Annotated in this window: 13 protein-coding genes; 1 reads left to right on the top strand and 12 read right to left on the bottom strand. The window is 46.9% G+C overall.

The window, feature by feature from the left end; all coding sequences use genetic code 11:
* Positions 1-34: 34 nt before the first annotated feature.
* From ACDJ59_RS08740 to ACDJ59_RS08715, 6 genes are all read right to left on the bottom strand, one after another.
* Complete coding sequence (locus ACDJ59_RS08740) at positions 35-1,336, bottom strand: pyrimidine-nucleoside phosphorylase (protein WP_150366780.1); 1,302 nt, start codon at positions 1,334-1,336, stop codon at positions 35-37.
* Between the two features lie 234 nt (positions 1,337-1,570).
* Entirely contained in the window at positions 1,571-2,278 is a 708-nt protein-coding gene (deoD, locus tag ACDJ59_RS08735; protein WP_017688193.1) for a purine-nucleoside phosphorylase, read from the bottom strand.
* Between the two features lie 96 nt (positions 2,279-2,374).
* Positions 2,375-3,553, bottom strand: a complete 1,179-nt coding sequence (deoB, locus tag ACDJ59_RS08730) for a phosphopentomutase (RefSeq protein ID WP_017688192.1) — start codon at positions 3,551-3,553, stop codon at positions 2,375-2,377.
* A gap of 29 nt (positions 3,554-3,582) precedes the next feature.
* Positions 3,583-4,770, bottom strand: coding sequence for a NupC/NupG family nucleoside CNT transporter (locus ACDJ59_RS08725; protein ID WP_413408415.1), 1,188 nt, complete (start codon positions 4,768-4,770; stop codon positions 3,583-3,585).
* Positions 4,771-5,000: 230 nt separating this feature from the next.
* Positions 5,001-5,651, bottom strand: coding sequence for a deoxyribose-phosphate aldolase (gene deoC / locus ACDJ59_RS08720; protein ID WP_076250397.1), 651 nt, complete (start codon positions 5,649-5,651; stop codon positions 5,001-5,003).
* A 213-nt stretch (positions 5,652-5,864) separates the two neighbouring features.
* Entirely contained in the window at positions 5,865-6,803 is a 939-nt protein-coding gene (locus ACDJ59_RS08715) for a sugar-binding transcriptional regulator (protein WP_062836066.1), read from the bottom strand.
* Positions 6,804-7,039: 236 nt separating this feature from the next.
* On the opposite strand from ACDJ59_RS08715, the gene ACDJ59_RS08710 reads away from it, so the two are divergent.
* A complete protein-coding gene (locus ACDJ59_RS08710; RefSeq protein ID WP_413408413.1) occupies positions 7,040-7,666 on the top strand; it encodes an FMN-dependent NADH-azoreductase in 627 nt (208 codons plus the stop codon).
* 113 nt (positions 7,667-7,779) lie between these two features.
* Here the strand turns inward: ACDJ59_RS08710 and ACDJ59_RS08705 are convergent, their stop codons facing one another.
* The 6 genes from ACDJ59_RS08705 to ACDJ59_RS08680 all read right to left on the bottom strand — a co-directional run bounded on the left by ACDJ59_RS08705 (position 7,780) and on the right by ACDJ59_RS08680 (position 13,578).
* Positions 7,780-8,130 (bottom strand): hypothetical protein, encoded by a 351-nt coding sequence (locus ACDJ59_RS08705; protein WP_413408412.1) that lies wholly within the window; start codon positions 8,128-8,130, stop codon positions 7,780-7,782.
* An 85-nt stretch (positions 8,131-8,215) separates the two neighbouring features.
* Positions 8,216-9,403 (bottom strand): MFS transporter, encoded by a 1,188-nt coding sequence (locus ACDJ59_RS08700; protein ID WP_413408411.1) that lies wholly within the window; start codon positions 9,401-9,403, stop codon positions 8,216-8,218.
* A gap of 82 nt (positions 9,404-9,485) precedes the next feature.
* Positions 9,486-10,703, bottom strand: a complete 1,218-nt coding sequence (locus ACDJ59_RS08695; protein ID WP_413408410.1) for a M24 family metallopeptidase — start codon at positions 10,701-10,703, stop codon at positions 9,486-9,488.
* Positions 10,696-11,541: an ABC transporter permease gene (locus ACDJ59_RS08690; RefSeq protein ID WP_413408408.1), complete on the bottom strand. Its 846-nt coding sequence runs from the start codon at positions 11,539-11,541 to the stop codon at positions 10,696-10,698. The genes ACDJ59_RS08695 and ACDJ59_RS08690 overlap by 8 nt, the downstream gene beginning before the upstream one ends.
* Positions 11,534-12,451, bottom strand: a complete 918-nt coding sequence (locus ACDJ59_RS08685; protein WP_413408406.1) for an ABC transporter permease — start codon at positions 12,449-12,451, stop codon at positions 11,534-11,536. The genes ACDJ59_RS08690 and ACDJ59_RS08685 overlap by 8 nt, the downstream gene beginning before the upstream one ends.
* Positions 12,448-13,578: an ABC transporter ATP-binding protein gene (locus tag ACDJ59_RS08680; RefSeq protein ID WP_413408405.1), complete on the bottom strand. Its 1,131-nt coding sequence runs from the start codon at positions 13,576-13,578 to the stop codon at positions 12,448-12,450. The genes ACDJ59_RS08685 and ACDJ59_RS08680 overlap by 4 nt, the downstream gene beginning before the upstream one ends.
* Between the last annotated feature and the right edge of the window lie 61 nt (positions 13,579-13,639).

Raw genomic sequence — 13,639 nt, 5'->3', positions numbered from 1 at the left:
GACATGAGATTACATCTCGTCTGCTCTGATTGTATTATTCCGTTACGATATCATGAACCAATACAGGCGCATCGGCATGATCCGCAATTGTAATGTTTTCTTTGATCTTCGCGATGACGTCTGTTACGTCTTCACGATTGGCATGGATCGTTACGAGGGACTCACCCGCTTTGACTGGGTCACCCACTTTTTTGTTCAGCATCAGACCAACAGCGAGATCGATCTCGGACTCTTTTGTTGCACGGCCTGCGCCGAGCAGCATTGCTGCAGTTCCGATTTCGTCAGCGACGATTCCGGCAACATAGCCGTCTTTGTCTGCTGGGACTTCAACCAGATATTGGGCTTGTGGCAAACGATCTGGATGATCCACAACCGAAGCGTCTCCGCCTTGGTTTGCCAAGAAATCTTTGAATTTCTCCAGTGCTTTACCGTTCTGGATCACTTCTTTCAATTTCTCCTCAGCGTGCTCCAAGGAATCTGCTTTGCCAGCAAGGAATACCATCTGACGTCCAAGCGCCAGACACAGTTCTTCCAGATCTTTTGGACCTTTACCTTGCAGGGTAAGGATGGCTTCTTTTACTTCAAGCGCGTTACCAATCGCCAGGCCCAGTGGTTGGGACATATCGGAGATAACAGCCATCGTTTTACGGCCAACATTGTTACCGATGCTTACCATGGCATGTGCCAATTCTTTAGCATCTTCCGTTGTTTTCATAAATGCACCAGCACCCGTTTTAACATCCAACACGATTGCATCTGCACCTGCTGCAATTTTCTTACTCATGATGGAGCTGGCGATCAGTGGAATGGAGTTAACGGTAGCTGTTACGTCACGCAGTGCATAGAGCTTTTTGTCTGCAGGCGTTAGGTTACCACTTTGTCCGATAACTGCAACCTTATGTTCGTTTACGAGACGAATGAACTCTTCTTTTTCAAGCTCTACGTGGAAACCAGCAACGGATTCCAGCTTGTCTGTTGTACCACCCGTGTGACCAAGTCCACGTCCGGACATTTTGGCAACAGGAACATCCAGCGCAGCAACGAGCGGAGCGAGTACCAGTGTCGTTGTATCGCCCACTCCTCCTGTGGAGTGCTTGTCTACTTTGATGCCTTCGATAGCGGACAGGTCGATCGTTTCACCCGAATTCACCATCGACATTGTCAGATCGGCGCGCTCCTTGTCTGTCATATCTTTGAAGAATACCGCCATCGCCCAAGCGCTGACTTGATAATCCGGGATTTCTCCTTGTGTGTATCCTTGAACAACAAAATCAATCTCAGCTGTTGTCAGTTCTTTTCCGTCGCGTTTCTTAGCAATAATGTCTACCATTCTCATGATGATCTCTCCTTGTGTGTGTTGATTGTATTGAACACTTTGTTGTTAAACCGTTACGGCTCCGGATCGTTCCTTTGATCGCTGTTGTCTCCAAGTTTTCTTGATCCATTTTGCAATGGGGAAAACTCGGAGACAAAGGCGAACGCTAACGCTTCTTCAGAATCGATTCCGGGTCCTTCACTCCGTGCTTAAAACAAAAGTTTCGATTAAAATCAAATGATTATTTAATAACAATTACAGTGTGATTGCTGTGTCTAGGGCAACTACCATCATGTCATTGAACGTTTTTTGACGCTCTTCGGCAGATGTTTCTTCGCCTGTGAGCAAGTGGTCACTTACCGTCAGGATGGTCAGTGCGTTAACACCAAACTTGGCAGCGATGGTGTACAATGCTGTTGTTTCCATCTCTACGCCGAGTACGCCGTGTTTCATCAACTTCTCGGTTACGGAACGGTCATCACGATAGAAAGAATCGGAGCTGAATACGTTACCGACGTGAATCTTCATACCTTTAGCTGTTGCACGGTCATATGCTTCTTTCAGCAGGGAGAAGGTAGCGATTGGTGAGAAGTCATATCCACCAAATACGTGTTTGTTCATGCTGGAATCTGTACATGCTGCTTGTGCAAGGATGACGTCACGTACACGTACATGCTCCTGCATACCGCCACAAGTACCCACACGAATCAGGTTTTTCACGCCATATTCGCTGATCAATTCGTTAGCATAGATTGCAAAGGACGGAATACCCATCCCTGAACCTTGCACCGAAATCCGGTGTCCTTGATATGTACCTGTGTAACCGAGCATTCCACGAACTTCGTTGTAACATACAACATCTTCGAGGTACGTATCTGCAATATATTTCGCGCGCAAAGGGTCTCCTGGCAAAAGGATCGTTTCTGCGATATCCCCGGGTTTTGCTCCAATATGTGTACTCATGAATGAATCTCCTCCAGTTATACAAATTAGTCTATTATGATGGCAGGACCGGAGCAGCCAAGCTACTCCGACCTCCCCTATCCAGTTTTGAAAAACTTATTTCAAATCCTTCAGGAAGCTGGTGCCGTATTCCGGCATTTTCACTCCAAAGTTCTCGGCTACGGTTGCGCCAAGGTCAGCAAATGTGCTGCGCAGATCAAGCTTTTTGCCCTCGCTGAAGCGCGGAGAGTAAGCAAGGAGTGGTACATATTCACGTGTATGGTCTGTACCACGGTATGTTGGATCGTTACCATGGTCAGCTGTGATCAGCAGCAGATCATCATTGGTCATTTTGGCAAAAATCTCTGGCAGCCGTGCATCATAGTCTTCAAGTGCCTGAGCATAACCTTGCGGATCACGACGGTGACCGTACAGAGCATCAAAATCAACCAGGTTCAGGAAGCTGAGTCCCGTGAACTCTTCATCCATCGTTTCAGACAACTTGTCCATGCCATCCATGTTAGAGACGGTACGAACAGCCTTGGTTACACCTTCGCCATCATAGATATCTGCGATTTTACCCAAAGCAATCACATCAAATCCGCCATCTTGCAGTTCATTCATAACAGTACGACCAAAAGGTTTGAGCGCATAATCATGACGATTCGCAGTACGTTTCCAGTTACCCGCTTCACCTACAAATGGACGTGCAATAATACGGCCGAGCATGTACGGATCTTCAAGTGTAATTTCACGGCAGAACTCACAGATCTCATACAGTTCTTTCAGTGGAACAACGTCCTCATGTGCTGCAATTTGCAGAACCGAATCGGCGGATGTATAAACGATGAGCGCGCCAGTTTCAACATGCTCTGCACCCAGCTCATCCAGAATTTCCGTGCCGCTGGCCGGTTTGTTACCAATCACCTTGCGGCCCGTTTTCTCTTCAATGCGCTGAATCAACTCATCGGGAAAACCATTCTCGAACACACGGAAAGGTGTATCAATGTAAAGCCCCATCAGCTCCCAGTGACCTGTCATTGTGTCTTTGCCTCTGGATGCTTCCTGCATCTTGGTGTAATACGCTTTAGGTGCATCCGCTACAGGGACACCCTCGATTTCTTTGATGTTGGACAGTCCGAGACTGGCCATGTGAGGCATTTTCAGACCTCCGCGTTCACGTGCAATGTGACCAAAGGTATCTACATCAAAATCATCAAATTCTGCTGCATCCGGCGCTTCGCCGATCCCTACAGAATCCATAACGATCAGATGTACTCTTTTGAATGTTGACATAACCTAAGCACTCCTTCCAATAATCCGGTTTACAAGAACAGTCCAGTAATGATCGCTGACAGCACGCTGACAAGCGAAGCACCGTAAAGCAGTTTCAGACCGAAGCGGGCGACCACATTACCTTGCTTCTCATGGAGTCCCTTCACCGCACCAGCAATGATACCGATGGAGGAGAAGTTGGCGAACGACACGAGGAAGACGGATACGATCCCCGTTGTTCTGGCAGACATTGCAGTCTCCTTCAAATTAAGCATAGCTACGAATTCGTTGGATACCATTTTGGTTGCCATAATACTTCCTGCCTGAATCGCTTCTTTCCATGGAACACCCATGATGAAGGCAAATGGTGCAAACACATAACCAAGTAGCTCCTGGAACGAAATGCCAAGCACCGCGCTGAAAATTCCGTTAACAAGTGCGATCAAGGCAACAAAACCGATTAACATCGCAGCTACGATGATAGCAACTTTGAATCCATCCAGGATGTATTCGCCGAGCATTTCGAAGAAGGACTGTTTCTCCTCTTCCTGTACTTCCAATATATCTTCTTCCTCTGTAACCTCATAAGGATTCACAATCGAAGCAATGATAAAACCGCCAAACAGGTTCAGTACAAGAGCTGTAACCACATATTTCGGCTCGATCATGGTCATATAAGCACCAACAATCGACATCGATACCGTGGACATCGCCGAAGCACACAAGGTGTATAGCCGATGTTTTGGCAACAACCCAATTTGTTTTTTCACAGAAATGAACACTTCAGATTGCCCCAATACAGCCGAAGCAACCGCGTTATATGATTCCAGTCTGCCCATTCCGTTGATTTTGCTTAATACCAGACCAATATATTTTATAACAAAAGGCAAGATTCGGATATACTGCAATATACCGATAAGGGCGGAGATGACAACAATCGGCATCAATACGCTGAGGAAGAACGGTGCCCCTCCGCTTTCGGCACCTACAGTAGTCAAACCCCCAAATACAAATGCGATACCTTCATTCGCATAGTCGAGTAAACTTTTAAATACGGTCGCGAAACCGCCAATTAAAAAAGTACCCACTCCTGTATTCAACAGAGCATAAGCTAATATAACTTGCAAAAGAATCATGATAGCCAGCGGCCGGTAACGAATCTGCTTTTTGCCGTTGCTTGCGATATAAGCCAGTCCAAAAACAACGAGTAAGCCGATAATGGCAATTAGAAATTTCATTTGATTTCTCCTTTGAAGGTAGTTAAGCCGGATGTGAAAATTCAGCTCAAAGGGCTCTTAAGCATTCTTATCAGTAATCTTTCAGAAAACTTATGAAGCGCTTACAATTAGTTCCGTTATTTAAAATACAAGTGTAAGTTGTATTCCCTGTACCTGAGTCGAATGCTCAAGTACAGAGAATATAACATTACTTTTATTTATTAAGCTTTTTCTTGATAAGATGCTTTTGCTTAGTAAGACGATGAAGACTGTTCGCCCTGCATAATCTTCACGCCAGAACTAGCACCGATACGAGTTGCACCCGCTTCGATCATTTTTTGCATATCTTCCAGGCTACGTACGCCACCGGAAGCTTTAACGCCAACATCAGGACCTACAGTACGACGCATCAAAGCGATATCTTCTGGCGTTGCTCCACCTGTGGAGAAACCTGTAGAAGTTTTAACAAAATCAGCTCCAGCTCGCACAGCTGCCTGACAAGCACGTACTTTCTCTTCATCCGTCAACAGACAAGTTTCAATAATAACTTTCACCAAAGCTTTACCCGCAGCCGCTTCAACAACAGCACGAATATCTTGTTCAACGAAATCATCTTTGCCATCTTTCAAAGCACTGATGTTGATGACCATATCGACTTCAGTTGCACCTTTAGCAATCGCATCTTTCGTTTCGAAAGCTTTTGTCTCCGATGTAGATGCTCCCAGAGGGAAACCAATAACGGTGCAGATATCTACGCCAGAACCCTGCAACTGCTCAGCAGCATAAGCAACCCAGCCTGGGTTAACACATACGGAAGCAAACTGATATTGCTTTGCTTCTTCGGTTAACTTGGCCATTTCACTTTGCGTTGCGTCCGCACGAAGCAACGTATGGTCGATCATTTTAGCTAATTGTGGTGTAGTCAATTGAATCTCTCCCTTATCTGAACTAGTTATTTTCTATACCCCTACACTAACATGAACATATGTAAAAATCAACTTGAACTTTTGTTCACAGTTACACTTACATTTCTTCTTCGTTATATTTTCTTCCTAAAAAAGCAAAACATCCGCCCTTTTTGCGTGGCAGATGTTGTCATCCATATCCATTTGAAATTAAAATCGAAGTAATGCCTGCGCTGTGTACTGATCCGTGACCAGAATATTTGCGTAATGACCTTTGAGCGCGGCGTGAATGGCTTCAATTTTGCGTTGTCCCCCGGCAACAAGAATTGATTTTTCCTTATTTCTCAACTCGGCTAAATCAATTCCAACGGTCCTGCTGTTAATCTCTTCACTGATCAACTGACCTTCCGCGTCGAAAAAGCGTGAACAAATGTCACCTGCACCGGAGTTCATCAACAATTGTTGCTCTTCTTCATTGAAGTAACCGAGCCTGAACAATAATGCATCTTCTTTCACAGTACCCACGGTAAACAAAGCAATGTTGGCCTGTCTGCCAAGTTCCACGATTCTGCCGATATGTCGATCCGCTTCCACCATGTTTTTTACTTCAATGTTGTCGAAAATCACAGGCAGCGGCAGATACCTTGGTACCGTATGGAATGCCTCAGCGAACAAATGAACAATCTCAGCGGCATACGTATTGACATGGGAGTGGCTTACGCCCCCCTTCAATTGCACGACTTCGACACCTTTGACCTGCTTGGGACGAAGTTGGCGTGCTACAGCATGCATGGTTGTTCCCCAAGTCACCCCGATAATATCTGCATCCTGAACCGTCTCTTGAAGGTAGTCTGCTGCTCGTTTGCTAATATGCTTCTGTATTTCCTCATCACTCTTCAAAGGGGCAAAACACACAAGTGCCGTATCCAGATCATATTTCGACTTGAGTTCTCCGGCAATGATGTCGATATCCTCCAGCGGGTCCATAATTTCAATCCGGACATATCCACGATCTTTGGCGTACTGAAGTAACCTTGATACGGTTGGACGCGACACGCCCAACCTTGCGGCAATATCCTGCTGGCTATAATCGGACTGATAATACAATTTCGCTGCTTCAATGCTTAATCGTTGCTTCTCCAGGTCCATTCCCATGTGCGCTCATCTCACTCATCCTATTGTCTTTGGAAAATAAATACTCGTCCTGTATATTATACATGGATTGAGTATCCGGTCACCATATAACATCCAATTCAGTATCATGATCGATCCATTCATATCCCTTTCTGACGTATAAAACGGGGGAAACGATGCATACTACTGCGGTCGCTTCATCATTGCCAAGATCGCTTCACCCCATTAATCGCACAGAGAGGAAGAACTACATGTCTACCTTATTGTATATTACTGCCCATCCTCATGATCATGAAACCTCCTTCAGCATGGCAACAGGCAAAGCGTTTATTGATGCTTATCGTGAAAGTCACCCTTCTGATGAGGTTGTTCACCTCGATCTGTATCGCTCGGATATTCCGCATATCGATGCGGATGTCTTCAGTGGTTGGGGCAAACTGCAATCGGGTAGTGATCTGACTTCCGAAGAGCAGACCAAAGTAAGCCGTTTGAATGAACTGTCGGATCAATTTGCCTCAGCAGATAAATATGTTTTTGTAACCCCAATGTGGAACTTCTCGTTCCCTCCTATTCTGAAGGCTTATGCGGACTCGATCTGCGTAGCTGGCAAAACTTTTCGTTATACCGAACAAGGTCCTGTTGGACTGCTGACTGACAAAAAAGCGCTGCATATTCAGGCTCGCGGTGGCATTTATTCCGAAGGTCCCGCGGCTCAGATGGAATCCGGTCATCGTTACTTAAGCATTATCATGTCATTCCTCGGTGTGCCGAAGCTTGATGGCATTTTTGTTGAGGGGCATAATCAATATAAAGATCGTGCGGATGAGATTAAGCAACAAGCTATCGAGCAGGCAACTACTTTGGCAAAACAGTTCTAAGAGAGGTAGTTCAAAAAGTTGAATAACACTCAAAACATAAACAAAACCCGCGTGCGACCTAGGGGATAATCCCAGGAAACACGCGGGTTTTCAATGTATAATCAACTTAGAGCTTATTGATGTCCAGCGCTGGCACGGCTCATGGTTTCAAGTTTACGTGTGATCGCATGACGGTCTACTTTCAATCCCCAGATCATTTCAATAATCTGCTCTTTCTCCTCAGGACTGTCGGCATGCTTCAATTGCATTAACAGATCATGCATTTGTTCATTAATGCCTTCAAATTGAATCCATAAATCCTGTCTTACCTCTTTGGAATCCAGATGATGATTCGCATAGACTTCTTCCTTCAATGCTTGCAGAATAGCATCTTTCCATTCGTCATCACCTAGCTGTTTCGCAATGTTCAGGAGATCCAGATAATCGTCAACAAGAAGTGAGTTCAATTCAGCATGTGTTTTCATCGTTTATTGCATCCCCTTTTCGTCTATTTACCAAGTATTATACTCGGTATTTCAGGATATGCAATAGCTGTCGGAAAAAGTTGATTTATGTAGCCTGTCCCTTCAACCTGTGAACAAGCAAATTACACAAGACAAAACCGATCAAAACATACACACCGATCATCCCCACAATGCCCGTCCATCCAAGATGACTGTAAAGCAGTCCACCTCCTGTTCCACTTACGCTTGAACCAAGATAGTAGAAAAATAAATACAAAGCATTGGCCTGGGATTTGTGCTGATTAGCCACGAGTCCAACCCAGCTGCTTGCGATGGAATGACCGCCAAAGAAACCAAAGGCAAACAGGGCTAGTCCGATAATTTTAACCCAAAGCGCTGGATGAACGGTACAGACTGCACCAGCCAGAATAATTCCCAGCGCGATTCCAAGCACATGTGACCTGCCATACCGATCTGCCAGTCTGCCCATCCAGGTACTGCTGACTGTGCCCATCAGATATACCACAAAAAGACTTCCAACGATAGACTGGCTAAGATGATAGGGTTCACCCGTTAATTCAAAACCGATATAGTTGAACAGGGTCACGAATCCCCCCATCAGGAGAAAACCGAGTCCATACAGGCATAACAGCCTTGGATTGCGACATTGTGACCACAAAAGAGGTATTGGATTTTTGAATCCAGGTGCAGCTTTGACAAAATGACGGGATGGCGGGATGACAAACCAAAAAATAACGGCTGCACACAGTCCAAGAATACCAATGAAACCCACAGCAGCGCGCCAACTGAACCAATCTGTTACCACACCGCTGATGAAACGGCCGGCCATGCCTCCTATCGAATTGCCGCTGATATATAGGCCCATGGCATAACCAAGACTTCTAGGTTCAATTTCTTCTGACAGATATGTCATGGCTATCGCTGGCAACCCCGCGAGTGCCACACCCTGGGATATACGAAGCAGAAGAAGCTCCGTATATCCCGGGCTGAATACGCTCAGCAAAGCAATAACAGAAGATATCACCAGTGCTGCTGTCATAATAAAGCGTCGGCCTACAGAATCAGATAAGGACCCGATAAACAGCATCGTCAGTGCCATGGCGATCGTTGTAACCGATAACGCAAGACTGGCGTGTGCTGGCGTAATGGAGAATGCGTCGCTAATCTCAGGCATCAGGGGCTGGAGGCTGTAGAGCAAAGCAAAAGTGACAAAACCTCCGGCGAACAGTGCAAGGCTAATGTTACGAAACGTCTTAGTTCCCTGCTGAATCATGGATGTTCCAACTTTCTCAGTAAGAAAGCTTCTTGGATCGACTGTGGTCTGATCGCCGGTCAGTGAAGCCTTCCATCTATCGTTATTTAGTGAACAATTTCCGCTCCATATGGGTTAGAAACTCATAACCATCTGGCGTTACAACAATTGTATCCTCGATTTGGAACCCACCAGCACCTAGCTCGTAATATGGTACCTCAACACATAACACCATACCGGGCTCCAGTACGCGATGGTCACCAGGAGAGAGGGTCATATCATCGTACAGTTCCAAACCAATGGCATGTCCGACGTGCTGACGTCGATAATGCGGGATTCCCTCACGCTGTACACGAGACACTGCCGCATGGAATACTTCCGACGCCTTGACGCCAGGGCGCACGGTTTCAAGTGCCGTCTCCCATCCACTTTTGACCGCATCAAAATGTTTTATCATCCAAGCGGTAGGCTCCCCTGCAACAACCGTGCGGCCCGTATCTCCCCAGTATCCTTCCAGCTGTAGGCAAAGATCGAAACGGATCTGATCTCCGGTCTCAATCGTATGAAAATAATTCTCAATGAGTGGTAACGCACTGCGTGGGCCTGCCCCTACCGCTGTCATTGCCGGAGTTCCACCTGCTCGCATCACAGCCAAACGATAATGATCGGCAAGTTGCTTCTCATGAACGCCTGCTGCAATCAGGTCAATTAGTTCCTGTTCAATCCGTTCATTTAATTGGGCAGCCTGACGCAGTTGCTCGATTTCGAAAGGTGTCTTGACCAGACGGATTTTTCGGAACAGCTTATATGCAGGAATTACCGGTCTGTCAGGAGCCTCCTCCCTGATTCTAGCCAGAATATCGGGAGCGATCCGCATCTCATCGATTCCAATCGGCTGATCTTCGATCTCAAGCTGTTTTAATGCGGCCTTGAGTGCTTCAACAGGACCTGGATGAATAACCGTCGTTTGCAGAAGAAAATAAAAGAGATCAATGTCGTCAGTGGAAGGTTTGCCTGCAATTGAACCTTCCACGAAGAAATCACTGTAAGCAAATATATCTACCCCTGTAATACCGAACTGAGCTACAACGCCCAACCGATTCGTCGGAATGACGATACAAGGCTTTGCAGATCTGTCGGCAGGTAAAACCGCATAAATCTGCATGGTCCAGTTGCTTGCACGCAGCTGGGACCCGATGACATAGTGAATGTTCTCTGGAGTTGTTGCGATCAGGGCGCTTAGCCCCTGCGCTTTCATCACTTCTTCCGCTCGATCCCGATTCAGACCTGAGCTATGGGATAGATGCTGTGAATTATTCATTTTGATCCAGACCTCCTTTTGTTTTCCTGCGACCAAATAAACTCTCAAGTCCTGGTACAGAGCGCAAAACTAGTTTTATCGTCATAAACAGAGCCAGCGCAAACGCGATCAGAACTACAGACACAACAGCAATTGTTGGGTCCTGCCATTTCTCCATATACAGGAATAGCTGTATTGGCAACGTGTAGCTGTCCTGACGGAGCAGCAACAGTGCAGCCTCGACCTGATCGAAAGTGAAGACAAAAGCGATTGACCCTGACAGAAGCAGGGATAGTCGGAGCTGTGGCAGCGTAATTGTGAAAAAGATACGCAGCGGCCCTGCACCAAGGTCCGCGGCAGCTTCCCGATGAGCCGGGTGCAGATTAGCTAACGCACTGCCCACAATAGTGAGCACAAATGGCAGCACAATGACCGCTTCACCCAAAATAAGTGCAAACAATCCGCCTGCAATGTGCATTTTTGAGAATAAAATCAGGTATGCGATACCCAGCGTAATTTTCGGCATAACCATCGGAGATACAAAAAATGCCCTTAAGATACCCGAGCCCGGGAAAGGGTATTGCACGATCGCTAGCGCAGCAAGCGTACCTGCAATCAAAGCCAGCAGAACCGCCCCTGTAGAAGCAATAAGGCTGTTCTTGAATGCATCGAGAAACTGGGTCTGCTCACTCAGATTGGCATACCACTTCAAGGTGAGACCTTCCGGGGGGAATTTGCTGGCTGAACCTGAGCCTACAGATGTCAACATAATCATCAGCAGTGGCAGCAGCAAATAAATCGCTACAGCACCCACAAAGATGTAGAGTAACAGCTTGGTGCCACTGTTCGACTTAACCATATGCCTGACCTCCCTTACGGGAACGACGGAACATCAACGTTTCTGCTCCTTTATTCACAAGCAATGAGACGACGATGGAAGACACAAGCAGAAACAGACTGGCAACCGCAGCCATCGGCCAGTTGGTGTCCAAGGTTCGCTGATATATAAACACCGGAAGTGTCATGACTCTTCCCCCACCGATCAGTTGAGGTGTGGTGAATGCGGTGAGGCATAACGTGAACACAATCTGTACCCCGCTTGCGATACCTCTTGCCGATAAAGGCAGGGTAATGGTCAGGAACGTTCGCAAGCTGCCCGCCCCCAAATCTTGAGCAGCTGCCTTTAAGGAAGCATCACTTTGGGACAGCACATTCAGGATCGGAAAGACCATAAATGGCAGGAAAATATGGACAAGCGCGATAACAACACCTGTCTCGTTGTAGATCATGCTGAATCCTTCCTCTGTAAGTCCCAGCCGGATAAACAGCCAGTTCATGAAGCCCTGTTTGGACAGCAACAGCTGCCATCCGTAAGAACGCACAACCGCGCTGACCAGTAGCGGAAGAAACGTGAGCAGTAGCAACAATTGCTTCATCCCAGGCTTCTTTAGACCCGCTATGCAATACGCCAGTGGATAGGCAAGCAGAAGACTCCATAGCGTAACCTTGAAGGCAATGCGAAACGTTGTACCAATCAGCTTCCAATAATAAGGGTCGGACAGAAACGCACGATAAGCTCCTAAATCCCAGCCCCGAATAAGCTTTCCATTCTCATACATATCAAAGCTATATCTGCCAAAGATCAGCAACCCACCTAGATAAACAATGCCCATCAGAGCAAGCGCAGGCAACAGAAGCAGCAACCGGGTTACCCATGTGCGGTTTCCAAAGGAATACAGATTCACGATCCGTTCCGCGATCCGGTTCATATTCTTGCCCCCTGTACACGGTCATCAATGGGTTCGGATAACAAGAGCGCGTCCTCTGGATCAAAGCCAATCTGTATTGGCTCACCTGGACTATAACGTGAGGCTCCCCGCTGATGCAGCACACTGGCCTGAACCAGAAAACCTTCAGCAATCTGCACACTGTATCGAATATTTGCTCCGCCATACACCGCTTCAATCACGTGTCCATCCAGCTTGTTCAGGCAATGAGATGCATCTTCTCCAAGTCGAATATACTCATTGCGGATCGATAAGGAATGTCGTGCTCCTGCTTTCGGTACGGCATTGCCATCACTGACCTTCACCCATAATGGCTTGCCAAAGCATTCTACCCGAATTCCACTCACATCATGTCCTAACACTTCCGTCTCAAAGAGATTGGTATCTCCAATAAACTTGGCTACGAAGCTATCGGCCGGTCTTTCATAGATTTCATCAGGGGTTGCGTATTGCAACAGCTTTCCGGCGCGCATGACGCCAATTCGGTCAGACATGTTCATGGCTTCGCTCTGGTCATGCGTAACAAAGATAAACGTTCCGCCGAACTCACGCTGGATGCGTTTCAATTCACGCTGCATATCAAGACGCAGCTGCATGTCCAATGCAGAGAGAGGTTCGTCAAGCAGCAGCACTTCGGGTCTGTTGATCAGTGCGCGAGCAATGGCGACTCGTTGGGCCTGCCCCCCGGACAGCTCGGATACAGCACGCCTTCCATAGTCTCCGAGTTGGACCAGATCAAGCATTTCACCCACCTGCCGTTGGATATCGGCTTTTGGTAACTTCTTCACCTTTAGTCCATAGGCAATGTTGTTGAATACATCCATATGAGGGAACAGCGCAAGCTGCTGAAAAATCATATTGCTATTGCGTCCGTAAGCCGGGATGCCGGTAACATCCCGGTCTCCCAGCATAATGGTGCCCTGATCCGGCTGCTCAAGTCCGCCAAGCATGCGCAGCAGTGTTGTTTTGCCACAGCCACTCGGACCAAGCAAGGAAACGAATTCTCCCTTTTTCACTTGGAGTGTTACTTGATTAACGGCGGCTCGCTTACCATAAGTCTTCGTGACTTCCCTTGTTTCAATGGATATGGTCTCTTGTCCGCTGCTCATCTCTGATTCCCTCCCATCCATTCCAGGTTCATAACAGAACCCGGAATCGTTGTGTACCTGG

Origin of the sequence: Paenibacillus amylolyticus (genome assembly GCF_047302515.1) — a bacterium.
Taxonomy (GTDB): Bacteria; Bacillota; Bacilli; order Paenibacillales; family Paenibacillaceae; genus Paenibacillus; species Paenibacillus amylolyticus_G.
Note: the sequence above shows the minus strand (reverse complement) of the source record. Positions and strands in the feature narration are given on the sequence as shown.